The organism is Ruegeria sp. CJ6 (assembly GCF_056536665.1).
The window spans coordinates 53,546-76,202 of the sequence record NZ_JBQFQB010000005.1 but is presented as its reverse complement, the minus strand read 5'-3'; the positions used below and the strand labels follow the sequence as shown (position 1 = coordinate 76,202).

The 22,657-nt window shown below is 57.5% G+C and carries 25 protein-coding genes and 1 riboswitch; of the genes, 12 read left to right on the top strand and 13 right to left on the bottom strand.

The window, feature by feature from the left end:
- Nucleotides 1-20: 20 nt before the first annotated feature.
- The 10 genes from cmk to miaB form a co-directional block, all read right to left on the bottom strand.
- Nucleotides 21-635, bottom strand: coding sequence for a (d)CMP kinase (cmk, locus tag ACR0BT_RS15135; protein ID WP_480763523.1), 615 nt, complete (start codon nucleotides 633-635; stop codon nucleotides 21-23).
- Complete coding sequence (gene aroA / locus ACR0BT_RS15130) at nucleotides 632-1,978, bottom strand: 3-phosphoshikimate 1-carboxyvinyltransferase (protein ID WP_480763521.1); 1,347 nt, start codon at nucleotides 1,976-1,978, stop codon at nucleotides 632-634. Before aroA ends, cmk begins: the two co-directional genes overlap by 4 nt.
- Before the next feature lie 69 nt (nucleotides 1,979-2,047).
- Complete coding sequence (gene trmB, locus ACR0BT_RS15125; RefSeq protein ID WP_170511477.1) at nucleotides 2,048-2,758, bottom strand: tRNA (guanosine(46)-N7)-methyltransferase TrmB; 711 nt, start codon at nucleotides 2,756-2,758, stop codon at nucleotides 2,048-2,050.
- A 92-nt stretch (nucleotides 2,759-2,850) separates the two neighbouring features.
- Nucleotides 2,851-4,032: a methionine adenosyltransferase gene (gene metK / locus ACR0BT_RS15120; RefSeq protein ID WP_223117644.1), complete on the bottom strand. Its 1,182-nt coding sequence runs from the start codon at nucleotides 4,030-4,032 to the stop codon at nucleotides 2,851-2,853.
- Nucleotides 4,033-4,037: 5 nt separating this feature from the next.
- Nucleotides 4,038-4,086: riboswitch (SAM-SAH riboswitch) on the bottom strand.
- Nucleotides 4,087-4,101: 15 nt separating this feature from the next.
- Nucleotides 4,102-5,634, bottom strand: a complete 1,533-nt coding sequence (gene lnt / locus ACR0BT_RS15115; protein ID WP_480763520.1) for an apolipoprotein N-acyltransferase — start codon at nucleotides 5,632-5,634, stop codon at nucleotides 4,102-4,104.
- Complete coding sequence (locus tag ACR0BT_RS15110; RefSeq protein WP_170397541.1) at nucleotides 5,631-6,515, bottom strand: hemolysin family protein; 885 nt, start codon at nucleotides 6,513-6,515, stop codon at nucleotides 5,631-5,633. Before ACR0BT_RS15110 ends, lnt begins: the two co-directional genes overlap by 4 nt.
- A 36-nt stretch (nucleotides 6,516-6,551) precedes the next feature.
- Nucleotides 6,552-7,046: an rRNA maturation RNase YbeY gene (gene ybeY / locus ACR0BT_RS15105; RefSeq protein ID WP_170404552.1), complete on the bottom strand. Its 495-nt coding sequence runs from the start codon at nucleotides 7,044-7,046 to the stop codon at nucleotides 6,552-6,554.
- A 41-nt stretch (nucleotides 7,047-7,087) separates the two neighbouring features.
- The gene (locus ACR0BT_RS15100; RefSeq protein WP_170404555.1) at nucleotides 7,088-8,110 is read right to left on the bottom strand and encodes a PhoH family protein; all 1,023 of its coding nucleotides are present in this window, start codon (nucleotides 8,108-8,110) and stop codon (nucleotides 7,088-7,090) included.
- A 146-nt stretch (nucleotides 8,111-8,256) separates the two neighbouring features.
- Nucleotides 8,257-9,021: an outer membrane beta-barrel protein gene (locus tag ACR0BT_RS15095; RefSeq protein WP_170564561.1), complete on the bottom strand. Its 765-nt coding sequence runs from the start codon at nucleotides 9,019-9,021 to the stop codon at nucleotides 8,257-8,259.
- Nucleotides 9,022-9,186: 165 nt separating this feature from the next.
- The gene (miaB, locus tag ACR0BT_RS15090; RefSeq protein ID WP_170626509.1) at nucleotides 9,187-10,506 is read right to left on the bottom strand and encodes a tRNA (N6-isopentenyl adenosine(37)-C2)-methylthiotransferase MiaB; all 1,320 of its coding nucleotides are present in this window, start codon (nucleotides 10,504-10,506) and stop codon (nucleotides 9,187-9,189) included.
- A gap of 120 nt (nucleotides 10,507-10,626) precedes the next feature.
- Here miaB and ACR0BT_RS15085 point away from each other — a divergent pair, with 120 nt between their 5' ends.
- Nucleotides 10,627-11,490, top strand: a complete 864-nt coding sequence (locus tag ACR0BT_RS15085; protein ID WP_480763519.1) for a hypothetical protein — start codon at nucleotides 10,627-10,629, stop codon at nucleotides 11,488-11,490.
- A gap of 3 nt (nucleotides 11,491-11,493) precedes the next feature.
- On the opposite strand, the gene ACR0BT_RS15080 is transcribed toward ACR0BT_RS15085, so the two are convergent.
- Nucleotides 11,494-12,291: a phytanoyl-CoA dioxygenase family protein gene (locus tag ACR0BT_RS15080; RefSeq protein WP_170564552.1), complete on the bottom strand. Its 798-nt coding sequence runs from the start codon at nucleotides 12,289-12,291 to the stop codon at nucleotides 11,494-11,496.
- Between the two features lie 85 nt (nucleotides 12,292-12,376).
- Between ACR0BT_RS15080 and ACR0BT_RS15075 the strand changes: the two genes are divergently transcribed.
- Nucleotides 12,377-13,273 carry a LysR family transcriptional regulator gene (locus ACR0BT_RS15075; protein WP_480754599.1) on the top strand — a complete coding sequence of 299 codons (897 nt, stop codon included), beginning with the start codon at nucleotides 12,377-12,379 and terminating at the stop codon, nucleotides 13,271-13,273.
- Between the two features lie 3 nt (nucleotides 13,274-13,276).
- Here ACR0BT_RS15075 and irrA read toward each other — a convergent pair whose 3' ends face one another.
- Complete coding sequence (gene irrA, locus ACR0BT_RS15070; RefSeq protein WP_170397577.1) at nucleotides 13,277-13,693, bottom strand: iron response transcriptional regulator IrrA; 417 nt, start codon at nucleotides 13,691-13,693, stop codon at nucleotides 13,277-13,279.
- Between the two features lie 187 nt (nucleotides 13,694-13,880).
- Between irrA and fabA the strand changes: the two genes are divergently transcribed.
- The 4 genes from fabA to ACR0BT_RS15050 are packed head-to-tail and all read left to right on the top strand — an operon-like array spanning nucleotide 13,881 to nucleotide 16,695.
- Complete coding sequence (gene fabA / locus ACR0BT_RS15065; RefSeq protein ID WP_170397581.1) at nucleotides 13,881-14,390, top strand: bifunctional 3-hydroxydecanoyl-ACP dehydratase/trans-2-decenoyl-ACP isomerase; 510 nt, start codon at nucleotides 13,881-13,883, stop codon at nucleotides 14,388-14,390.
- A 30-nt stretch (nucleotides 14,391-14,420) separates the two neighbouring features.
- Nucleotides 14,421-15,650, top strand: coding sequence for a beta-ketoacyl-ACP synthase I (gene fabB / locus ACR0BT_RS15060; protein ID WP_480763518.1), 1,230 nt, complete (start codon nucleotides 14,421-14,423; stop codon nucleotides 15,648-15,650).
- Nucleotides 15,651-15,655: 5 nt separating this feature from the next.
- Complete coding sequence (locus ACR0BT_RS15055; protein WP_170397587.1) at nucleotides 15,656-16,447, top strand: enoyl-ACP reductase FabI; 792 nt, start codon at nucleotides 15,656-15,658, stop codon at nucleotides 16,445-16,447.
- Nucleotides 16,448-16,506: 59 nt separating this feature from the next.
- A complete protein-coding gene (locus ACR0BT_RS15050) occupies nucleotides 16,507-16,695 on the top strand; it encodes a hypothetical protein (protein ID WP_170397589.1) in 189 nt (62 codons plus the stop codon).
- An 11-nt stretch (nucleotides 16,696-16,706) separates the two neighbouring features.
- On the opposite strand, the gene ACR0BT_RS15045 is transcribed toward ACR0BT_RS15050, so the two are convergent.
- Nucleotides 16,707-17,135, bottom strand: coding sequence for an FKBP-type peptidyl-prolyl cis-trans isomerase (locus ACR0BT_RS15045; RefSeq protein WP_170397592.1), 429 nt, complete (start codon nucleotides 17,133-17,135; stop codon nucleotides 16,707-16,709).
- Between the two features lie 124 nt (nucleotides 17,136-17,259).
- Between ACR0BT_RS15045 and ACR0BT_RS15040 the strand changes: the two genes are divergently transcribed.
- The 6 genes from ACR0BT_RS15040 to ACR0BT_RS15015 all read left to right on the top strand — a co-directional run bounded on the left by ACR0BT_RS15040 (nucleotide 17,260) and on the right by ACR0BT_RS15015 (nucleotide 22,642).
- Nucleotides 17,260-17,946, top strand: a complete 687-nt coding sequence (locus ACR0BT_RS15040) for a haloacid dehalogenase type II (protein ID WP_223117638.1) — start codon at nucleotides 17,260-17,262, stop codon at nucleotides 17,944-17,946.
- Complete coding sequence (locus ACR0BT_RS15035) at nucleotides 17,946-18,773, top strand: alpha/beta fold hydrolase (protein WP_480763517.1); 828 nt, start codon at nucleotides 17,946-17,948, stop codon at nucleotides 18,771-18,773. Before ACR0BT_RS15040 ends, ACR0BT_RS15035 begins: the two co-directional genes overlap by 1 nt.
- On the top strand, nucleotides 18,770-19,744 hold the full coding sequence (locus ACR0BT_RS15030; RefSeq protein ID WP_170424423.1) for a threonine/serine dehydratase family protein: 975 nt from the start codon (nucleotides 18,770-18,772) through the stop codon (nucleotides 19,742-19,744). The genes ACR0BT_RS15035 and ACR0BT_RS15030 overlap by 4 nt, the downstream gene beginning before the upstream one ends.
- A 75-nt stretch (nucleotides 19,745-19,819) precedes the next feature.
- Nucleotides 19,820-20,608 (top strand): 3-oxoadipate enol-lactonase, encoded by a 789-nt coding sequence (gene pcaD / locus ACR0BT_RS15025; RefSeq protein WP_480763516.1) that lies wholly within the window; start codon nucleotides 19,820-19,822, stop codon nucleotides 20,606-20,608.
- A gap of 11 nt (nucleotides 20,609-20,619) precedes the next feature.
- A complete protein-coding gene (locus ACR0BT_RS15020; RefSeq protein WP_170397608.1) occupies nucleotides 20,620-21,333 on the top strand; it encodes an alpha/beta fold hydrolase in 714 nt (237 codons plus the stop codon).
- Nucleotides 21,334-21,547: 214 nt separating this feature from the next.
- Nucleotides 21,548-22,642, top strand: a complete 1,095-nt coding sequence (locus tag ACR0BT_RS15015; RefSeq protein WP_170511497.1) for a Zn-dependent alcohol dehydrogenase — start codon at nucleotides 21,548-21,550, stop codon at nucleotides 22,640-22,642.
- Nucleotides 22,643-22,657 lie beyond the last annotated feature (15 nt).

Below are 22,657 nucleotides of genomic sequence, written 5' to 3'. Positions count from 1 at the left end.
GACACCTGTCCGCATCCACTTCAGGCTGCGGGCAGGTTCTGTTCAATTGTTTCGAGCGCCCGTGCCAGCGCGGCCTCAATGCTCAGGTTTGACGTATCAAGCTGCACGGCGTCATCTGCAGGTTTCATCGGTGCGGTGCTGCGATCCGCGTCACGTTCGTCACGCTCTTTGACATCCGCGAGCACCTGTTCGCGTGACACGTCCAAACCTTTGGCCGAAAGCTCAAGATATCGCCGTTCCGCCCGGACTTCGGGGCTGGCGGTGACAAACAGTTTGACCTCAGCGTCTGGGCAAATCACGGTTCCAATATCGCGCCCGTCCAGCACGGCGCCTCCGGCGCGACGGGCAAACCCCCGCTGAAAATCGACGAGTGCGCTTCGGACTTCAGGAATGACCGCAACTTTCGAGGCCGCCTGTGCGATCTCAGCCGTACGCAGATCACCCTGCTGCAATTCTTCTGCTGTCAGGGACCCTGCCGCTGCAACCGGTTCGTCACCTTGCAGCATACGACGCCCCACCGCGCGATAGAGAAGACCGGTATCCAGATGCGCAAACCCGAAATGCGCGGCAACGCCCTTGGAAATCGTCCCCTTGCCCGCCGCCGCAGGGCCGTCGATAGCTACGGTGAATCTCATGTACGCTCGACCTTGGCACCGAGCGCGGCCATCAAAGGCTCAAAAATCGGGAACGACGTTGCGATCGGTCCGCCGTCATCCACCGAAACCGCCTTTTTAGCTCCCATCCCCATGACCATGAACGACATGGCAATGCGGTGGTCCAAGAAGCTTTCGCAGGTCCCACCACCGGGCACACCGCCGATGCCGAGACCGTCGACTGACCACCATTCGTCACCCTCGTTCACGGTCACACCGTTGGCGCGCAGGCCACGGGCCATTGCGTCGATCCGGTCACTTTCCTTGACGCGCAGCTCTTTCACGCCGCCCATCATTGTTGTGCCGGTCGCATTTGCGGCCACAACAGACAGCACCGGGTATTCATCGATCATCGACGCCGCGCGTTCGGGCGGGACGTTGATCCCCTTCATGTTGGGCGAGTATTTTGCACGCAGATCGGCAACCGGTTCACCCCCCTCTTCGCGCTCGTTTTCGTAGGTCAGATCGGCACCCATTTCGCGCAGCGTGGTGAACAGGCCTGCGCGGGTCGGGTTCAGGCCGATACCGGGGACCAACACGTCCGAGCCCGGTGTGATCAGTGCGGCACAGACGGGGAAGGCCGCACTGGACGGGTCGCGCGGCACGGCGATGACTTGTGGCTTCAGCTCGGGCCGACCGGTCAGCGTAATGACGCGCCCTTCATCCGTGTCCTCGACCGTGATTTCTGCGCCGAAGCCCGCAAGCATCCGTTCGGAATGATCGCGAGTCGCTTCTTTCTCAATCACGATGGTCTTGCCGGGGGCGTTAAGCCCTGCCAGCAGAACGGCGGATTTCACCTGCGCCGAAGGCACAGGCACCTCATAGCGGACCGTGGTGGGGTCCGCAGCTCCGACAATGGTCATCGGCAGACGTCCACCGTCTCGGCCGACAGATTGCGTTCCGAACAGCGCCAGCGGATCGGTGACCCGCGCCATCGGACGTTTGTTCAGGCTCGCATCTCCGGTGAAGGTCGCTGTGATCGGAGAAGTCGCCATCGCCCCCATGATCAGGCGCACGCCAGTGCCCGAATTGCCACAATCGATTACCTGATCTGGTTCGGAAAAACCACCAACGCCTACGCCATGCACCGACCATTCGCCACCGCCATGATCCGTTACTTCGGCCCCAAAGGTACGCATGGCCTTAGCGGTGTCCAATACGTCCTCGCCTTCCAGCAGGCCCGATATCTTGGTTTCTCCCACAGCCATTGCCCCCAGGATCAGGGACCGGTGCGAGATCGACTTGTCCCCGGGCACCTCTGCGGTGCCTGTCAGCGGGCCGCAAGGCTGCGACGTCATCGGGATGGGCGTGCCGTGTCCGGACATGGGGGCTCCTGTTTTCGCTATCAGTCCTCAGGCCGATTAGCGAATTGGGGCCGGTTGGTCCAGCGACAATCAGTCTTTGCGGCGGAAGGTCAGGTAATGGGGTGTACGGCCTTCGCGCAGCGCCTTCTGTTCGTAGCGCGTGGAAATCCAGTCATCCCACGGCTCACGCCAGTCGGCGGGGCGCTCGGCCAGCCATTCGAAGCCCGCCCGCGGCACCTCTTCCAGCGTTTGGCGCACATAGTCAGGGATGTCTGTGGCAACGCGAAAGATCGACCCTGGCTTTAACGCGCGCGCCAAGGGCTCCAGGTGTTCAGGTGTGACAAACCGACGGCGGTGATGCCGTGTTTTGGGCCATGGATCGGGATAGAGCAGAAAAGCGCGCGATATGCTGGCTTCTGGCAAAACGTCGAACAAGTCTCGCGCGTCCCCGGGATGTACGGCAAGGTTTTCAACACCGGCCTGACGGATTTTACCCAACAGCATCGCGACACCATTGATATAGGGTTCGGCTCCGATGATGCCGATATCCGGGTTTTGCTGAGCCTGATGCACCAAATGCTCACCGCCGCCAAAGCCGACCTCAAGCCAGACAGGCTTGCCTCTGAATAGACCGTCGAGATCAAGCGGATCGCGTTCAGGATTACCGTCCCAATCCACCGCACCGGGGGACAAGGCAGCAAGGTCTTCCGACAGATAAGTCTTTTGACTGGGCTTCAGGGTTTTGCCCTTAAAGCGGCCATAAAAATTTCTGCGCGGGCGTTGTGGGGTCTTTGTACTCATGGCGCAGCCCTTACTGCGGGGCTGAAATTGTTGCAAGTGGTCGCCGACTTGCAAAAAACGCGCCGAAACCGGCGCGTTTTTCTAATTGTTGATCAGACCGCCTGTTTCAGCGCGTCCACCAGATCGGTGCGCTCCCAGCTAAATCCGCCGTCCGCATCGGGTTCACGACCAAAGTGGCCATAAGCAGCGGTCCTCTGATAAATCGGCTTGTTGAGTTGCAGATGTTGGCGAATTCCGCGCGGAGTCAGGTCCATCACCTGCCCAACCGCCCTTTCGATCACTGCATCTGCAATCTGGCCGGTTCCGTGCGTGTCGGCGTAGATCGACAACGGTTTGGACACACCAATCGCATAGCTCAGCTGGATGGTGCAGCGCTCAGCCATGCCTGCGGCCACAACATTTTTAGCCAGATACCGCGCCGCATAAGCCGCCGAGCGGTCCACCTTGGTTGGATCTTTGCCCGAGAATGCGCCACCACCGTGAGGTGCTGCACCGCCATACGTATCGACGATGATCTTGCGACCGGTCAGACCCGCATCACCATCCGGACCGCCGATGACGAACTTGCCGGTGGGATTCACGTGCCATTCGGTTTCGGCGGTCAGCCAGCCGTCGGGGAGGGTTTCACGGATGTAGGGCTCGACAATGGCGCGAATATCACCAGAGGTCAGCGCCTCATCCATGTGCTGCGTCGATAGCACGATTGAGCTGACACCGACTGGCGTGCCGTCGCGATAGATAACAGACAACTGTGATTTTGCATCCGGGCCAAGGGCGGGTTCACTGCCATTTTTGCGAACTTCAGCGAGACGGCGAAGGATAGCGTGCGAGTATTGGATCGGCGCAGGCATAAGCGCTGGCGTCTCGGTCGTGGCATAGCCGAACATGATGCCCTGATCGCCTGCACCTTCGTCTTTGTTATCGGCAGCATCCACGCCTTGCGCGATATGGGCCGACTGCTCGTGCAACAGGTTCGTCACTTCGACGGTTTCGTGGTGAAACTTGTCCTGCTCGTAGCCGATATCTTTGATACATGCGCGCGCGATATCGTCGATATGCGCCATATAATCATGCAACTTGTCCTGATCCGACAGACCCACTTCTCCGCCAATAACCACACGATCGGTAGTGGCAAATGTTTCACAGGCCACGCGGGCCTCGGGTTCTTCGCGCAGGAATGCGTCTAATACTGCATCAGAAATACGATCGCAGACCTTATCCGGGTGCCCTTCGGAAACGGACTCCGAAGTAAATGTATAATTCTGTCGGGACATGAATGTGCTCCATTAAGTTTACCCCACCACGTCAGGAAGCCGTTGTGACAGGCGTGCGACCGAATACGCTTAGCGTTTGACAGGGTCAATCGGAATTTGGTCGTTTACGCGCAGGGTGTGTCGCCATAGCAGCGCGAATAGCACCAATAGAGCTACTAAAACCGGACTATCACCAATTCGGGAATAAACGGTCGGGGTTTGAGGGCGCGGCAATTCGGCGTCGATAAACCCCGCCTGCCCAAGCGCCAGCGCCTCGGTGATCCGCCCCAATGGGTCAATCATTGCCGAAACTCCGGTATTGGCCGAGCGCAACATCGGTAGGCCTTGTTCGATTGCACGCATCTGCGCCTGGGCGAGGTGCTGATACGGGCCGGAACGCGTTCCGAACCAAGCGTCGTTTGTAATCTGCAAAAGAAAATCCGCACGATCCGGCGCGGATAAAATATCCTGCGTGAATACCGCCTCGTAGCAGATCAGCGGCAGCGCCTTGCCAAGCGTGCCTGCATCCATCAATGCGGCACCCGGTCCCGCGCTAAAGCCATTCCCTGTGGTTGCGGCCATCCCGTAGATGCCGAACTGTGCCATCACTTCACCAAATGGCACATATTCCCCAAAGGGCACCAAGTGGTGTTTATCGTATAGCCCGTCTTGCTGACCCTCCTCATTTAGATAGATCATCGAGTTATAGATCTGCTGCCCATCGGCACGCTGAATGCCCAGGACTACCGGGGCGCCCTGTGCCGCTTCGCCAATTGCTGAAAGATAGGGCTGCGCGCTGCCCAACCATGCCGGGACCGAGGTTTCCGGCCAGACGATTAGGTCCGGGCGGGGCTCGGCCGCTGTGAATTCAAGTTGGCGTGCAAAAAACACTGACGCATATGCAGGATCCCATTTCTGGTCCTGGGGTGCATTGGGTTGAATCAGCCGCACGATATGACCAGAGGGCATGACTGGAGGTCGGTTCGCTGCATAGATCAAAGCCAATACCACACAGCCTGCGGTCAACGCGATCGGTACAACGATGCCGCTTCGGGTACGATTACTGAACAAGGCTGCGCCCAATGGCACTGTGGCAAGCAGTGTCAGCGCTCCCAATCCATAAGGGCCGACAAGTGACAGAGTCTGGGCAAACGACGTATCCACCCAAATCTGCGCGATGCCTGCCCAAGGAAATCCGGTCAGAATGTAGCCACGCGCAAACTCGACCAGCGCCAGCGTTACAGACAGCAAAGCCCCCTGCAAGACGGGCGCTCCACCGATGCGTTTCGAAACTCCGAAGGCCAACGCCCAGAACAAGGCCAACCCGCCCGACAAGAAGATCAGAGCAAAAGGGGCCATCCACGCATGGCGTTGGACATCAACCAGAAACGGCTCGATAATCCAGCTTAATGCGTGCGCAAAATAGCCCGTTGCGAAGACCCAACCCAGCAAAACCGCTCGGCGATTTGTCTCAGTGCTCAGATACAACGGAGCTATCAGCACCAGCGACAGCAAGCTTATTGGCCAATATCCCAATGGTGCCTGACCACTGGCCGCTGCGACACCCAACAGCGCCGCCAGCACCAACCGCAGCCAAAAGGGCCACCCCTCGGCAGGGTTCATGCAACAATATCCGGCAGCATGACACGCAACCGTTTTATGCGGCGCGGGTCTGCGTCAATGACCTCGAACTCGGGACCTTCGGGGTGGCATACAACCTCACCACGCGCCGGAACCCGCCCCGAGAGCATGAAGACCAAACCGCCCAATGTGTCGATCTCTTCTTCGTCTACATCTTCGTGGCTGGTCAGAGAGCGGCCAATCTCGGCCTCGAACTCTTCAAGTGGTACACGCGCCTGAACCACGTAGCAGCCGGGTTTCTCTTGTATCCATAGCTGATCTTCGTCGGCATCATGTTCGTCGGCGATTTCTCCGACAACCTGTTCAATCAGATCTTCGATAGTCAGCAAACCATCGACTCCACCGTATTCATCGATCACCAGAGCCATATGGCGACGTTCTGTCTGCATCTTAGTCAGCAAAACGCCAATTGGCATCGATGGTGGCACGAACAGCAATGTCCGCAGCATCGACCTCAGATCGAACTCGGAGGAGTTGCCGTTAAAGCCATGAGTCAGCGCAAAGTCCCTGAGATGCACAAACCCCAAGGGCGTATCCAAAGTGCCATCGTAAACCGGAATGCGTGACAAGCCGCTGTCGCGGAAAATCTGGACAAGTTCGTCTTTCGGGGTTGTCGAGGGGACCGATACGATTTCGGCTGTTGGGATCGCAACATCTTCGACCCGCATTCTGCGCAGGTTGATCATGCCCCTTGGCTGAGCGCTGACGACCTCTGCCCCGTTTAGCTGGCTGGTCTCTTCGCCCTGAGAAGAAAATACGTCGATGAGTCGAGAAAAAAGCCCGCCTCTCTCGTCGCTGTCATTGCTGCTGTTCTGAGAATGCGCGCCATGCGCCGCCCTAGAACTGCCGTCTGTTTCGCCCATTATCCTGTTCCAAATGATCGGGCAAAGGTGCCCATGTCATACATTATATGGGTCATCTATACCCAGTTTGCCAAGTATCTCGACCTCGACCCTTTCCATCAAAGTGGCGTCGAGGTCACGAATGTGATCATACCCCAGCAAATGTAGTGTACCGTGAACGATCAGATGCGTCACGTGATCGTCGGTGCTTTTGCCGGCTTCAGCTGCTTCGCGCGCGCAGGTGTCATACGAGATCGCAATGTCGCCCAGCACGATTTCGCCAGTAAAGTCAGGTTGCGGAGCCGGCGGAGTGTCTCCCGCCCGATCCGGGGCCAGCTCTTCGGCAGGCCAGCTGAGGACGTTGGTCGGCGTGGATTTTTCACGAAATTCAGCATTCAATTCAGCGATCCGTGCATCATCGCAGCCCAGCAAGCTAATTTCGCATTGATCCGCCTCAAGATCGCAATACTCCAGAACAGCAGCAATTGCGCGCGTGGCCAAAGGCTCCAGCCCGCGCCAGCGATCATCCTCAAGCGTGATTTCCAGATTCATACCTTTGGCTCCGAGCCCAGCTTCAATCGGCGCCTTGAAAGTTAACCGGTTTCGCGCCCCGCATCGGCCTCATACGCCTCGATAATGGCGGCGACAAGCGGATGGCGGACGACATCTTTCGAGGTGAAATAGTTGAAGCTGATATTCGGGATCGTTTTCAGCAACCGTTCGGCATCCTTGAGACCCGACTGCACACCGCGCGGCAGATCAACCTGAGACCGGTCGCCGGTGATAACCATCCGGCTACCTTCACCAAGCCGAGTCAGGAACATCTTCATCTGCATCGTTGTGGCATTCTGCGCCTCGTCCAGCACCACAAATGCATTTGCCAGCGTACGACCGCGCATGAAGGCAAGCGGAGCAATCTCGATCCGCTTTTCTTCGATCAGCTTGGCAAGTTGTTTTCCGGGCAGGAAATCATTCAGCGCGTCATAAAGCGGCTGCATGTAGGGATCGACCTTATCCTTCATGTCACCGGGCAGGTAACCGAGCTTTTCACCGGCCTCGACCGCCGGACGGCTGAGAATGATGCGGTCAACGTGCCCGCCAATGAACATGGACACCCCGACCGCAACGGCCAGATAGGTTTTGCCGGTGCCAGCGGGACCAATGCCAAAGGCCAGTTCGTTGTTGAACAGCGACTGCACATAGGCCTTCTGGGCGTCGGTGCGCGGCTCGACCAGTTTTTTGCGTGTCTTGATCTCGACCGTGCCACCCTTGAACATCTCAAGCTGGTCACCATCGCGCGTGCCAGTTCCGACCTCGGAATTGCCCATGCGCAACTCGCGGTCGACATCTGCGGCTTCCACATCACGCCCACCTTCGAGCCGTGTATAGAGGGCCTGTAGAACCTCAATCGCCTGCTTTTGCGAATCCTCGTCGCCCAGCACGACAAGCTGATTGCCGCGTCGCACAATCTGCACCGAGAGCTTCTGTTCGATATCGGTCAAGTTGCGGTCATACTCTCCGCACAAATCGATCAATAATCTGTTGTCTGGAAATTCAACAAGCGCCTCACGCTGGGGCATGTCATCTTGCGGTGGGGTCAGGGCACCGATGGCCAATCCGTTCTCCTGTCTTGGCGGTTCACCTTGAGCGTAGACAAACTGAAGAGGTAGACGCAAGCGGCAGTTTCAAAATTTGCACACCTCATGACAAATGCGCCGATGAACGCTGAAACAGCCAACTTTAAACGCCAATCGCGCGGATATCAGAATGTATAGTTCAACCCGATCCGCAGTCCGCGATAGCTTGGCGTCGATTTGGTCGAGAATGACGGACCCAGTTCGACCGTTTTTGATTCGAACTGCAGATACTCGATCTCGCCGGTGATCGACCAATTTTCGTTCAGTTTGTGTTCAGCGCCCAAGCTGGCCGAGAAACCTTGTCGGCGGTCCTCGCTCTCAAATCGGCTTGTCCCGCTTGCATCAGTTAGTGAGCCTGACGTGGTGATATCGCCGCGGACATAACCCACAGTCACGAAATATAGGACACTGCCACTGCGGTTGGTAAGCCCGTTCCGCAGGCGGATGGACAATACATCCGATATCGCGGATCTGCCGCTGACCTCTGCCCCACCGGACCGGGAGGACGTGCTGTCATCGAGCGTGCCAAAGTCATAACCGACTTCCAGCCCATACACATAGTCGCGCCCACCTCTGGCTGGCAGAATGCCGCGCCAGCCACCGCGAAAACCTGCGAAATTTCCGCTTGGCTTAAGGTCGCCCGCAGCAAACGTGTCTCCGTCGTTCACGCGCAGGCCAAACTCGTCCGAACCGCCCGAGGCATGTCCGGCGCTGACCCCCAGATAGAACGCATTGACGTCGCGCGCGAAACGCTGAGACGAGATTACGTCGGGCTCAGTGACTTCCCCGACGACATCGCCGGCCAAAGTCGGGGCAGCGCAAGATAGCAACACGACAGTCGCCGACAAAACACGGGAAAGGTTTACACTCGGAAAACGTATCCAGCTCACTACTCGTACCCTCCGCAAAGGCGGGCCGTCAGGCGGGGTCGGTGCGTTTGTCGACACCCAAAATTCGGCCCAGAAAAATCTAGCCTTCCTCGGAACATAGTTCCAAGCCATAAATCAAGGGTTAAATTTCAAGGCGAAAACCCTTTGCGGGCCAGCCACAAGGGATCAGACCAACGCACCACCCAGCGAGTTCGCGCCAGACGATTTTATCCTTACCTTACGTAAGTCGCCGCTCGCGATATCAGCGTCAGCGACGTGAACCGCATGCAGATACTCGGATTTTCCAACCATCTGGCCCGGTTGCCGCCCAGGCTTTTCAAACAGGACATTAACTGTCTTTCCGACCATCGAGTCCTGAATCTCGCGCTGGTGGCGCGTGATCAACCCTTGCAAGCGCTGCAGGCGTGCATCCGCCACTTCGGCCTCGACCTGTGGCCGTTCTGCTGCAGGTGTGCCGGGTCGCGTCGAGTATTTGAAGGAATAGGCGTAGCCGTATTTGACCTCTTCGACCAAATCCAGAGTGGCCTGAAAATCCTCTTCCGTCTCTTCCGGGAAGCCCACGATGAAATCGCCGGACATCAGAATATCGGGGCGCGCTTCTCGGATACGCTCGATCAATCGCAGATAGCTTTCAGCCGTATGGCTGCGGTTCATCCGCTTCAGAATTTTGTCCGACCCCGACTGCACCGGCAAATGCAGATATGGCATCAACTTCTCACAGGTGCCATGCGCTTCGATCAGCGCATCATCCATGTCGTTCGGGTGCGAGGTGGTAAAGCGTATGCGCTCTAGCCCGTCGACCTTGTTCAATTCCCAGATCAGACCGGCAAGGGTCATGTCTCCGTCCGGTCCAGCCCCGTGATAGGCATTGACGTTCTGCCCCAGCAGCGTGATCTCACGCACACCGCGCTCAACCAGATCGCGGGCCTCACGCAGGATGCGATCTGCCGGGCGGCTGACCTCGGCCCCGCGTGTATAGGGCACAACGCAGAAGGCACAGAACTTGTCACACCCCTCCTGCACGGTCAGGAATGCCGTCGGTCCGCGCTTGGCCTTGGGGCGGTTCTTGAGCTTTTCGAATTTGTCTTCTTCGGGGAACTCGGTATCAAGCGCCTTTTCACCCGCGCGCGTCTTCGCCTCCATCTCGGGCAGGCGATGATAGCTTTGCGGCCCCACCACCAGATCGACAAGCGGCTGGCGGCGGATGATTTCCTCGCCTTCGGCCTGAGCGACGCAACCCGCGACACCGATTTTAAGGTCCGGCTTTTCCGCCTTGAGGCCCTTGAAACGGCCCAGTTCGGAATAGACTTTCTCAGCTGCCTTTTCTCGAATGTGGCACGTATTGAGCAGGATCATATCCGCATCATCGGGCGATTTGGTCTCGACATAGCCCTGTCCGCCCAGCGCTTCGGCCATGCGTTCGCTGTCATAGACGTTCATCTGACAGCCATAGGTCTTGATAAACAGCTTTTTCGGTTCAGACATGGGTTGGCCTTTGCAGTCGCTGGGTCGGCGTCGTCTATACGTATCGAACGCCGCTTGCAATGCTGGCGCAATTACCCGAATTTGGCGGGAATTTCCAGCAAGGCGGCAACGAAACCAACGATGCAGTACGAATCCCTTGATCACCTTCTGAAATCCGATCGGTCGATCCTGAGCAAGGGACCCGTGGCACTGATATTTGCCGAAGATAATGTCGAGCTAGAAGGGACGCTGCACCATCATTTGAAGCTGGGGTTCAAATCCGTGATCACATTCCTGCCCCAGGAATTCACGCTGGATGAAGCGCTGGGGGAAAGGGTTCATCGAGTGACGATGACCTGCGCGCCCAGAACCGTCATATTTGAGGCCGTCAATCGGATCATTCAGGCGGCTCAAGGCACGTGGGTATACTACTGCTACAACTCTGAATATCTGTTCTACCCTTTCTGCGAGACCCGCTCGGTCGGAGAGTTGCTGGCCTTCCATTCTGAAGAACGGCGCCAGGCCATGCTGACCCATGTGATCGATCTTTATGCGAATGATCTGACGGCCTATCCAAACGGAGTGGCCCCCGACCACGCAATGCTGGACAAGACCGGATACTACGCCCACACGCGGCATGACGCATCTGGCAAGCCGCTAGAGCGGCAACTGGATATGTCCGGTGGTCTGCGTTGGCGGTTCGAAGATCATATCCCGTATGAACGACGCCGTATCGATCGGATTTCGCTATTCAAAGCAAAAGCCGATCTGAAACTTCTGCCTGATCACACTTTCAATGAGCCGGAATACAACACCTACGCCTGCCCGTGGCACAACAACTTGACCGCCGCGATCTGTTCGTTCCGGGCGGCCAAAGCATTGAAGACGAACGCCGGATCGACGTTTGATATCTCCAACTTCTGCTGGAACCATTCAACTCCGTTCGAGTGGGACTCGCGCCAATTGCTGGATCTGGGCCTGATCGAATCGGGCCAGTGGTTCTAGGTTCTAACGCTGTAGCAGAACTGGGAACCAGTCCTCGCGCAGCCGCTGCCCCGGCACCATTTCATGTCCCGGAAATGGCGGCGAAGTCCGGCCTGGACGCTCGACATAACGTGCATCATCACCAACCAATCGCAGCGAAAATGCCCTGCGTCGGCTATCGGAAGTATTGCCTCGAGCCCCGTGTAGTGTGCGATAATTGAAGGCCACTGCGTCACCGGGCTCCATTTCAAATTCTACAATCTTCATCCCTTCGGCATCTGGGTCCGGAATCGGCATGTACTGCCCCTCGTCGGGGAAGAAACCTTCTTCCGTGACCCAGCGGGTAGGTAGCACTTCTTTTTCCCAGCGGTGCGAACCGGCAACGCAGCGCAAGGTCGCTTGTTTCACCGGATCCAACGGTGACCAGAAGCTGATATTCTGTTGACCATCCACAAAATAGTATGGCCCATCCTGATGCCACGGCGTTGCCATCGAGGTTCCGGGTTCCTTTACCAGAACATGGTCATGGAACATCTGCACAGATTGCGACTGCATGAGGTCGGCCGCTACTTCAGCAGCAGGAGATTTTTCGATCACTTCACGAAACTGCGGGATACGGGACCAGTTGCAATAGTCGTCAAAAAAACGGCCGGTTTCGCCATCTTTCCTGTTCTCCGAAGCATAAGGACCCGGCTCGGCCATATTCGCGGCAACCCCGGCCCGTAGGGTTTCAATATGATCGGCGAACAGGCCTTTAACCAACACAACGCCGTCCGTCTGGAAGTTGTCGATCATGGCCTGAGAAACAAGAGGGTGAGTCATTGCGGTCTCCTTAGATTTGTCGCCCGATCTGCGCATGAATAAGACATCTGTTCAAATCATATCTTTCAATTTAGGTATTAACTCTATGTTATACCTCACTCTGCGCCAATACGAATATGTTTGCGCCATCGGTCGGCATGGCAGCCTGTCTGCTGCGGCACAACGCCTAAATGTCTCGCAACCTGCCTTGTCCAATGCGCTGACCCGGGTCGAATCACGTTTGGGATATCCACTGTTTGCGCGAAGACGGGGTGCCGCGATGGCGCTGACCCCGCAGGGCCGCAAATTCATCGAAGAGGCCGAGGCCTTGTTGAAGCGAGCTGCGCTTTTGGAACAGTCAAAGCAGCCGATAACCGGCGAACGCCGATTGCGCCTGGGATGCTTTGTCGATCTGGCACCCTTTCTTCTGGCCCAATCTCTGCACCGCCTGCAAGAAGCTTTGCCCGACGTCGCCCTGACACACGGGGTTGAGACGTTCGAAGGCCTGATTTCCGGCTTGATCGATGGCAGATACGATTTTGCACTCACCTATGACCTCGGCATGGATGCCGGTTTTTCCTGCAAGAAGTTGTTCGACAGCACCCCACACGCACTGCTTTCACCTGATCATACACTGGCGGCGGCCAATCAGCTCACCCTGACCGAGCTTGCGTCATATCCACTGATTCTGTCTAAAGAGGGTTTGTCTGCACAGCATGTACTCGCGCTTTTCAGACGCAAAGGTTTGAACCCCACAATCTCGCACCGAGCGGAATCATTGGAGCTTTCGCGCAGTCTGGCCGCTCATGGGGAAGGCATCGGGATAAGCTATACCAGCCCTAAAAACGGCTTCAGTTATGATCAGGTCCGCGTGATAAGCCTGCCGATCACCGATCCAGACGCAACCGAATCTGTTGTATTGGCACGGCATGGCACGGGGCCGACAGATCCGATGATCACGCAGGCTGAGCATGCGTTGGTTACGTTGTTATGTAAGGATTAGAGGTTACTTCTTCCGCAGGCGGATCACCACATCGACCGAAGCGATTTCGACGCCTTCAGGAGCTTCCGGCAATTGTTGGATCACCAATTGGTCGGATGGTGCATCGCTCAGACGGCTTTCGTCTTCCCAATAGAAATGCGGATGGTCATGCGTGTTGGTGTCGAAATAGCTTTTGGACCCGTCAACAGTGATCTCTTGCAGCACCCCGGCATCGCAAAACGCCCGCAATGTGTTGTATACGGTCGCCAGCGAAACCGCGTCACCTTTGGCTTTTGCGGATTCAAACAGGCTTTCCGCTGTCACATGACGATGCAGACCGTCGCCCACAAGCAATTCGGCCAAAGCAACCCTTTGGCGCGTGGGGCGCAAACCTGCGTCAACCAACCAATTTGCAGCGATCTCACGGCTCTGAGGTGTCATGAATCCGATACCTGTGTTTTGCTGCCCTTAATATAAGTGCGCCCTGCCTGCAATTTCAAATGAAATTCATTCGCAAAGAATATTGTAGTCACAACAAGATATGGAGTGCTGGTCTTGCAGGACCTTGCATACGGGTGATAGACGAGGCCAGATGTAATAAACGGACCCAGGCAGGAGAGGCGGCAGAATGGCCCAATTCCCGAGCAGTTTTGACAAGGACGATCTGCTGAAATGCGCCCGCGGCGAACTATTTGGCCCTGGCAACGCGCAGTTGCCGGCTCCGCCGATGTTGATGATGGACCGCATTACCGAGATTTCCGGCGACGGTGGAGCGCATGGCAAGGGTCATGTGCTGGCCGAATTCGATATCACACCTGAGCTTTGGTTCTTTGACTGCCATTTCCCTGGCAATCCGATCATGCCCGGCTGTCTGGGCCTGGACGGTTTGTGGCAACTGACCGGCTTCAACCTCGGCTGGCGCGGCTGGCAAGGACGTGGCATGGCCGTTGGCGTCGGAGAGGTCAAGTTGACCGGCATGGTGCGCCCGGACCGGAAGATGCTGACCTATAAGATTGATTTCAAAAAGGCGATCCAGACGCGCCGCCTGACCATGGGTGTGGCAGATGGCATCGTCGAAGCCGATGGCGAATTGATATACGACGTCAAGGATATGAAGGTCGTTCTGTCAGACGCCTGAGCCTGACCGGCCGCAATAAGGAGTACGCACATGCGTCGAGTAGTCGTCACCGGTCTGGGGGTTGTGTCCTCGATCGGGAACAATGCCGAAGAGGTGCTCGCCTCGCTCAAAGCAGGCAAATCCGGCATCGTAGCAAGCGAACAGATGGTCGAGCACGGCTTTCGCAGCCAGATCGCCGGTTCGCTGAAAATCGATGTGGCCGATTACGTGGACAAGCGGACCCTGCGGTTCATGGGTCCGGGTGCTGCCTATGCCCATATCGCGATGAATCAGGCCATCGCGGACGCCGGGCTGACCGAAGATCAGGTGGTCAATCCGCGCACAGGTCTGGTGGCAGGTTCGGGTGGACCATCGACCAGCGCGATGTTGACCGCGCACCAAACCGTGCTGAAAACCGGCGCAACCAAACGGATCGGCCCGTTTGCAGTGCCAAAGTGCATGTGTTCGACGATTTCTGCGAACTTGGCGACCGCGTTCAAAATCAAAGGTATCAACTACTCGATCACCTCTGCCTGCTCGACCTCGCTGCACTGCATCGGCAATGCGGCTGAACAGATCATGCTGGGCAAGCAGGATGTGATGTTCGCGGGCGGCGGAGAAGAGCTGGACTGGACCCTGTCCTGCCTGTTCGACGCGATGGGTGCGATGTCGTCCAAGTACAACGACACACCTGATAAAGCCTCGCGCGCATTCGATCAGAACCGCGACGGATTTGTGATTTCCGGCGGTGGCGGCATCGTGGTTCTGGAAGACCTCGAGCATGCGCTGGCGCGCGGTGCGAAAATCTATGCCGAAGTAACCGGCTATGCCGCGACATCTGATGGGCACGACATGGTGGCACCATCCGGCGAAGGCGGCGAGCGCGCGATGCGTCTGGCGCTGTCGACCGTGCCCGAAGGCCGCAAGGTCGGCTATATCAATGCCCACGGCACCTCGACCCCAGTGGGCGACGTCGGAGAAGTCGAAGCCGTACGCCGTATCTTTGGTGAAGGCAGTGTGCCTCCGATTTCATCGACAAAATCGATGACCGGTCACGCGCAAGGCGCAGCGGGGGCGCTTGAGGCGATCTTCTGCCTGCTCATGCTGGAACATGATTTCATTACTCCGTCGATCAATGTCGACACACTTGCCGACGGCATCCTGCCCGGTGAAATTGCAACTCAAGTGGTTGAAAACGCAGGCTTGGACAGCGTGATGACCAATAGCTTCGGCTTTGGCGGCACCAACGGATCCATGGTTCTGTCGAAGTATAACGGGTGAACAAGATGTCGGATATTCTCAAGGGTAAACGCGGCCTGATCATGGGCGTGGCTAATGACCGCTCTATCGCGTGGGGCATCGCCAAAGCCATGCACGAAGCGGGCGCTGAGCTGGCTTTCACCTATCAGGGCGAGGCGTTTGGCAAACGGCTTGAACCGCTGGCCCAAAGCTTGGGCAGCGACTTCATGGTCGATGCGGATGTGACCGATGATGATTCACTGGATCGCGCGTTTGGCGAGTTGTCCGCCCGCTGGCCAACAATAGATTTTGTTGTCCACGCTATCGCTTATTCGGACAAGTCCGAACTGACCGGTCGATTCTTGAACACCACGCGGGCAAACTTCAAACACTCGCTGGATGTGTCAGCCTATTCATTCATCGAAGTTGCCCGTCGCGCCTATCCGCTGATGAAGGACAATGGCGGCACGTTGTTGACCCTGACCTATCAGGGGTCGAACAAGGTTGTGCCAAACTACAATGTCATGGGCGTCGCCAAGGCTGCGCTGGAATCGGCGACGCGCTATCTGGCGAACGATCTGGGCCCCGAGGGTATTCGCGTGAACGCCATCTCGCCCGGCCCGATGAAAACATTGGCGGGTGCGGCTATTGGTGGTGCACGCAAGACCTACAAGTTCTGCGACCAGAACGCACCGATGCGTTCGAATGCCACGCTGGAGGCCGTTGGAGGCACCGCCGTGTATCTTGCGTCCGACGCCGGCAGCTATACTTCGGGTGAGATCATCCGTGTCGATGGCGGGTATCATATTCTGGGCATGCCTCAGCCAGAGGCCATGTGACCATATCTTTCCCTGCGGCTGCCAAGATTTGAACATCTTTGCCCCGCAGGGATTACGATATGAGCAAACTTGAACAGATCCTTGCGAGCAACACGCGCTCGCCAGCTTTGAAACGCAAATCAGGAAGCGGACGTGCGCGTCTTTTGCTGCTGATTCTCACATCGCTGCTGATTGCCTTTGTGTTTCTGACCCAACCGCCCGTGCGCGATGCGATTGAGCCGTTGTTGTCACATATCCCGGGCCTTTGATCCAATCAGCGTCAGTTGATCGAAACGATTTCGATATCGAAGACCAGATCTTGCCCCGCTAATGGATGATTTGCATCCAAGGTCACCGTCGCCTCATCTACCTCGACGACAGTCACTGGCAATGCCTGACCGTCAGGAGTTTGCATCTGTAACTGCGTGCCGGGTTCAAGCGGAATGTCATCCGGGATGCCTTCACGCGGGATCTGCTGCCGCATGCCCGGATTGATCGGGCCATAGGCGTCAACGCAATCGATCTCGACACGCTTCTTCTCGCCAATCTCCATGCCCGGCAGGGCAGCGTCCAGACCGGGTATGATCTGCCCGGAACCAACCGCAAACTCCAACGGATCGCGCCCCTCGGAACTGTCGAAGACTTTGCCGTCCAGCAGAGTTCCGGTGTAGTGGATGCGAACCGTGTCGCCTTGTTTGATTGCGGTCATGATGGCCTCCGGCCTGAAAAGAAATGAACGGCGCAGCCTAGAGGCTGACACAGCATTGTAAACCCTGCCCTCTTTAACCCCGGAACCGGTTGTGATTACCTGCGCCCGATCAGGGGAGGATCGGATGGCTATCACCACGTGTATATTCGACGCTTATGGCACTCTGTTTGACGTGGCCGCCGCCGCCAGGCAGGCCGCAGCGGAACCGGAGTTCGAAACGTTGGCTGATAAATGGCCCGAGTTGGCCAATCACTGGCGTTTAAAGCAACTGCAATATACTTGGTTGCGTGCTGTCGCTGATGCGCATTGTGACTTTTGGGATGTCACGCAAGATGGGCTGGATTGGGCCTTGGAAGCGGTAGGCCTTCAGGGGGATAACACCCTTCGGCAGCGTCTGCTCGATTTGTATTGGGAGTTGCAGGCCTATCCCGAGGTCCCCGATATGCTGAAGGCGCTGAAGGCCGGTGGGTTGCAGACCGCCATCCTGTCCAACGGTTCACCCCCGATGCTGAACGGGGCGGTGCAGTCTGCCGCGATCGGTGATGTGCTGGATGATGTTCTGTCGGTCGAAAGCGTGGGGGTCTTCAAACCCCATGCCAGCGTATACGATCTGGTGCAGAACCGCTTCGGCTGCGCGCGCGATGAAGTGCTGTTCGTCAGCTCAAACGGGTGGGACGCTGCCGGGGCCAGTGGCTACGGATTTGTCACAGCTTGGGTCAACCGCGCTGGCGAACCAATGGACCGTCTGCCGTGGAAACCTGCACATGTGCTGCCAGACCTGACGACGATCCCTCAATTGGCAGGGCTTTGATGGCATATTTCACCACCTCGGACGGCAAACGCCTGTACTATGAAGATACTGGCACGGGCCATCCTCTGCTTTGCTTGGCTGGCTTGACGCGCAACTGCCGCGACTTTTCATTTCTTGCGCCACATATGCGTGATCTTCGTATGATTGCGATGGATTATCGCGGGCGCGGCAAGTCCGATTTTGATGCGAACTACATGAATTACAACATCCTGCGCGAGGGGCTGGATGCGGTTGAACTGCTGGATCAACTGGGCTTGAAGAAAGTGACCCTGTTGGGCACATCACGCGGGGGGCTGGTCGCCATGGCGCTGGCCGCCAGCCATCCTGACCGGCTGGCAGGTGTTATCCTGAACGACGTTGGCCCGGTGATCGAACCCGGTGGCATTGCCAAGATTATGGACTATGTCGGCAATCCCCCAAGTTCACAATCCTATGATGAGGCTGCGCAGGTCCTGCAAACGATGATGGCGCCACAGTTCCCGAGCATCGCTCAGGACGTCTGGAAACTGCAGGTAGAACATCAATACATTCAAACCGATACCGGGCTACAGCTGCGTTATGACCCTGCATTGCGACAAGCGCTGATCGAGCAGGCCGCCATCACCCCGGCACCGGACCCGTGGCCTTTGTTCGACGCCCTGCGTGCGATCCCCACCGGTGTGATCCGCGGCGCAAATTCCGACTTGTTGAGCAAAGCCACGGTGCAGAAGATGCACGCACACCACCCCGAATTGATCTCGACCGAAGTGCCGGGCCGAGGACATGTCCCGTTCCTGAACGAGCCTCAATCCCTAGACCTGATCCGCAAGATACTGGACGCCAAATGAGCAACATAGACATGATCGAAGCCGCCGCCGAGCGGCTGAAAGGTCACGTGCGCGAGACGCCACTTCTGTCATCGCCTTTCCTGGATGAAATCGCGGGTCGCCGCGTGCTGATCAAACCCGAATGCCTGCAACACACCGGCAGCTTCAAATTTCGCGGCGCGTGGTCAGCTATTTCGGCATTGGATGAGGCGGCGCGCAACCGGGGCGTCATCGCCTATTCCTCGGGCAATCACGCACAGGGTGTTGCCTATGCAGCGGCTCAACATGGAATCTCGTCCGTCATCGTCATGCCCTCGGATGCGCCGAAGCTGAAGATTGAAAACACCCGCGCGCTGGGCGGTGAGGTCGTCCTTTATGACCGCGCCAGCGAAAGCCGCGAAGACATCGGCGAGGCATTGGCTGCCGAGCGCGGTTTGACCTTGATACGGCCTTATGACGAACCGCAAGTGATCGCTGGCCAGGGAACAACGGGACTGGAGCTGGCACGTCAGGCACGGGCGCTGGGCGTGACCGAAGGTGACGTTCTGATCTGCTGTGGCGGCGGCGGGCTGACATCTGGTATCGCGCTGGCGTTAGAGCGTCACGCGCCCGGTCTGCGCCCTCGTCCATGCGAGCCTGAAGGGTTCGAAGACGTGAAACGCTCGCTGGCAAGCGGGACGATCCAAAGCAACGACGCTACTTCGGGAAACATCTGCGACGCAATCCTGACGCCACAGCCGGGGCAGATAACCTTTCCCATCCTGCAGCGGCTTTGCGGCCCTGGTTTGTCGGTATCTGAACAGGAATCCCTACGCGCCATGGCCTTTGCGTTTCTGCGTCTGAAGATCGTGCTGGAACCGGGCGGAGCGGTTTCGCTGGCCTCTGCCCTGTTTCGCAAGGATCAGATTGATGGGAATGCGGTGATCGTAGTCGCCTCGGGCGGCAACGTGGATCCGCAGATCTTTGAACGGGCGTTGGAATTCCTTACCTGACAATCGCTTACAGCCGGTGCAAAATCCGGTCGTAGTCGTTTTAACCGACACCCTGAGCAGACGGGGACGCTAAACATGCATATCGCTGACCTCAAAGATGTTCGGATACACTACCGAATTGATGGCGACGCCGCTGGCGCCCCCATCGTGTTTGCTAATTCACTGGGTACGGATATGCGGCTGTGGGACCCGATATTGCCGCTACTGCCCAAAGGCCTGCGCATCATTAGGTACGACAAACGCGGGCACGGATTGTCAACAGCACCCTCAGCGCCCTATTCCATGGGAAATCTGGTGCGCGACGCCGAGCAATTGCTGGATTATCTAGAAGTCAAGGATTGCGTATTCGTGGGTCTGTCCGTCGGTGGCATGATTGCGCAGGGCCTGGCGGTCAAGCGTATGGATCAGATCCGCGCGCTGGTGCTGTCGAATACGGCCGCCAAGATCGGCAATCCCAAGATGTGGCAGCATCGTATGGATGCTGTCCGTACCGGCGGGATCGAGGCACTGGCGGATGCCACCATGGATCGGTGGTTCTCGAAATCATTTCGCGCCAGCGCCGAGATGACGCTTTGGCGCAACATGATGGTCCGACAACCGGTCGATGGCTATCTGGGCTGTTGCGCTGCAATCTCGGGCACCGATTTCTATACGCCAACCAGCGGATTGCGCCTGCCGACCTTGGGGATTGCGGGCAGCGAAGACGGCTCAACCCCGCCCGATCTGGTGCGCGAAACGGTCGATCTGATCCCTGGTTCACGCTTTGCGCTGATCCGAAAGGCAGGCCACCTGCCCTGCGTCGAGCGCCCTCAGGACTTTGCCCAATTGATTGGTGATTTTCTGACCGAGATCGGACATATTTGAAGGAGGGATTGTTGGCAGATTTCTTGCTTGTACATGGCTCTTGGCACGGTGCCTGGTGCTGGCGCGATCTGATCCCGGAATTGACCACATTCGGACATACCGCCCGCGCCATCGATATGCCAAGCCACGGCTCGGACCCGACGCCTATCCGCGATGTCACCCTTGGAACGTGCAGAGATGCCGTGCTGAAGGCTTCGACACCAAAGACCATCATCTTAGGGCACTCGTGGGGTGGATATCCCGTAAGTGCGGCTGCCGAGACCGACCCGAACGCCATGCGAGGTGTGATTTATCTAAGTGCCTATGTTCCGAAATCCGGGCTATCTATGGTCGAAATGCGCAAACGAGCCCCACGCCAACTGATCGGAAATGCCGTCGAAGTATCCGGCGACGGGTTGTCGTATTCGGTGGTACCGGATCAGGTGCACGACCTGCTTTATCACGACTGCGCGCGCGAGGTGGTTGCCTATGCATTCGCGCGCCTGTGCCCCCAGGCGATCGCACCGCAGACTACCCCCCTAGACGTCGGCGATAACTTCGCGCGCGTTCCAAAAGGGTACATCAGAACTACCGATGACCGAATCGTTCCAACCGAATATCAGGCCGAGATGGCGGGTTGTGCGGACCCTGATATGCACCTCACGATAGACAGCTCTCACTCGCCGTTTTTTTCGCATCCTGAGCATCTTGCCGGGTTGATGCACCAGATCTCGCAACGAATGTAAGCAGCCCCTATGGATGTACCATCCCGATACGCGGTGAACCAACCCAATTGGTTGTCGTAAATCGAACAGATGATCAGCGCGAGGCGTTTTGATATGCGGTTTCTTTTGCGTCTAGCCAGCATTAGCATAACAACGACACCTCCGTGACGGTTTCCACCTTGCAGGTCCCGCCGGGACGGGTCACCGTAATCCCGTTAGGGAGCGGGAAAAACTCATGCAAACCATCAAAGCAGCTGTATGCCGAGCCTTCGGCGAACCTCTGGTCATCGAAGACATCCTGATTGCACCGCCCGGCATGGGCGAGGTCGAGGTCACGCTGGATGCGGTCGCGATTTGTCATTCGGACATTTCCTTTGCAAGCGGCGCGTGGGGCGGCCACTTGCCCGCGGTTTATGGGCACGAGGCGGCAGGCTTCGTTTCTGCCGTTGGCGAGGGCGCAGGGGATTTCAAACTTGGTGATCCCGTCGTGGTCACGTTGATCCGCGCCTGCGGAAGCTGTCCGTCCTGTGCCGGTGGCAAGCCCACCATTTGTGAGACACCGTATGACACGGTCAAAGGCCCGCTGCAGACTGCCGAAGGTGATGCGCTGGAACAGGCCATGGCGTGCGGGGCCTTTGCCGAAAAGGTAGTTGTCAGCCACCGACAGATCGTCCGCATACCTGAGACCCTGCCCAAGGACCTTGCCAGCCTGCTGTCTTGCGGGGTGATCACCGGTGTTGGCGCAGCGGTCAACGCCGCCCAGCTTCGCCCCGGGCAGGACGTGGTTGTCATCGGCGCCGGGGGCGTCGGCTTGAACGCAATCCAAGGCGCACGTATTGCCGGAGCTCGCCGTATCGTTGCGGTCGATATGACACAGGATAAGCTGGATATCGCAATGGAGTTCGGCGCGACCCATGGTGTTTTGGCCAACCAGAAAGAGCCGTGGAAAGCCGCCTACAAGGCGCTGGGCGGACGTGGCGCAGACGCCGTCTTGATTACAGTTGGTGCAATCCCGGCCTATGATCAGGCCCCGCGTTACCTTGGTCGGGGCGGCAAGGCGATCATGATCGGGATGCCCCATTCTGGTGACATGTCCAGCTACGAACCCGTCGTGCTGGCCGCGCTTGGCCAGGGCATGGTGGGCTCAAAAATGGGCGATGTAGTGATCCAGCGCGACATCCCGTGGATGATCGATCTGTATGAACAGGGGCGGCTGAAACTGGACGAGTTGATCTCGGGTCGCTGGACCCTGTCACAGATCAATGAGGCCATCGAAGACACCAAGTCCGGTGCGGCCAAACGCAACGTGATCTTGTTCGATCGCGACTGAACCCGCAAAAGGAAC

What these genes read in the sequence shown, in the direction of transcription:
- ACR0BT_RS15110 (WP_170397541.1), bottom strand. Translation starts at nt 6,515, where the DNA reads ATGGGCGAAACAGACGGCAGTTCTAGGGCGGCGCATGGCGCGCATTCT.
- fabA (WP_170397581.1), top strand. Translation starts at nt 13,881, where the DNA reads ATGGCCCAATTCCCGAGCAGTTTTGACAAGGACGATCTGCTGAAATGC.
- ACR0BT_RS15080 (WP_170564552.1), bottom strand. Translation starts at nt 12,291, where the DNA reads ATGACTCACCCTCTTGTTTCTCAGGCCATGATCGACAACTTCCAGACG.
- ACR0BT_RS15035 (WP_480763517.1), top strand. Translation starts at nt 17,946, where the DNA reads ATGGCATATTTCACCACCTCGGACGGCAAACGCCTGTACTATGAAGAT.
- ACR0BT_RS15055 (WP_170397587.1), top strand. Translation starts at nt 15,656, where the DNA reads ATGTCGGATATTCTCAAGGGTAAACGCGGCCTGATCATGGGCGTGGCT.
- ACR0BT_RS15030 (WP_170424423.1), top strand. Translation starts at nt 18,770, where the DNA reads ATGAGCAACATAGACATGATCGAAGCCGCCGCCGAGCGGCTGAAAGGT.
- ACR0BT_RS15040 (WP_223117638.1), top strand. Translation starts at nt 17,260, where the DNA reads ATGGCTATCACCACGTGTATATTCGACGCTTATGGCACTCTGTTTGAC.
- metK (WP_223117644.1), bottom strand. Translation starts at nt 4,032, where the DNA reads ATGTCCCGACAGAATTATACATTTACTTCGGAGTCCGTTTCCGAAGGG.
- irrA (WP_170397577.1), bottom strand. Translation starts at nt 13,693, where the DNA reads ATGACACCTCAGAGCCGTGAGATCGCTGCAAATTGGTTGGTTGACGCA.
- ACR0BT_RS15085 (WP_480763519.1), top strand. Translation starts at nt 10,627, where the DNA reads ATGCAGTACGAATCCCTTGATCACCTTCTGAAATCCGATCGGTCGATC.
- pcaD (WP_480763516.1), top strand. Translation starts at nt 19,820, where the DNA reads ATGCATATCGCTGACCTCAAAGATGTTCGGATACACTACCGAATTGAT.
- ACR0BT_RS15045 (WP_170397592.1), bottom strand. Translation starts at nt 17,135, where the DNA reads ATGACCGCAATCAAACAAGGCGACACGGTTCGCATCCACTACACCGGA.
- ybeY (WP_170404552.1), bottom strand. Translation starts at nt 7,046, where the DNA reads ATGAATCTGGAAATCACGCTTGAGGATGATCGCTGGCGCGGGCTGGAG.
- cmk (WP_480763523.1), bottom strand. Translation starts at nt 635, where the DNA reads ATGAGATTCACCGTAGCTATCGACGGCCCTGCGGCGGCGGGCAAGGGG.
- lnt (WP_480763520.1), bottom strand. Translation starts at nt 5,634, where the DNA reads ATGAACCCTGCCGAGGGGTGGCCCTTTTGGCTGCGGTTGGTGCTGGCG.
- ACR0BT_RS15050 (WP_170397589.1), top strand. Translation starts at nt 16,507, where the DNA reads ATGAGCAAACTTGAACAGATCCTTGCGAGCAACACGCGCTCGCCAGCT.
- trmB (WP_170511477.1), bottom strand. Translation starts at nt 2,758, where the DNA reads ATGAGTACAAAGACCCCACAACGCCCGCGCAGAAATTTTTATGGCCGC.
- aroA (WP_480763521.1), bottom strand. Translation starts at nt 1,978, where the DNA reads ATGTCCGGACACGGCACGCCCATCCCGATGACGTCGCAGCCTTGCGGC.
- ACR0BT_RS15015 (WP_170511497.1), top strand. Translation starts at nt 21,548, where the DNA reads ATGCAAACCATCAAAGCAGCTGTATGCCGAGCCTTCGGCGAACCTCTG.
- miaB (WP_170626509.1), bottom strand. Translation starts at nt 10,506, where the DNA reads ATGTCTGAACCGAAAAAGCTGTTTATCAAGACCTATGGCTGTCAGATG.
- fabB (WP_480763518.1), top strand. Translation starts at nt 14,421, where the DNA reads ATGCGTCGAGTAGTCGTCACCGGTCTGGGGGTTGTGTCCTCGATCGGG.
- ACR0BT_RS15075 (WP_480754599.1), top strand. Translation starts at nt 12,377, where the DNA reads ATGTTATACCTCACTCTGCGCCAATACGAATATGTTTGCGCCATCGGT.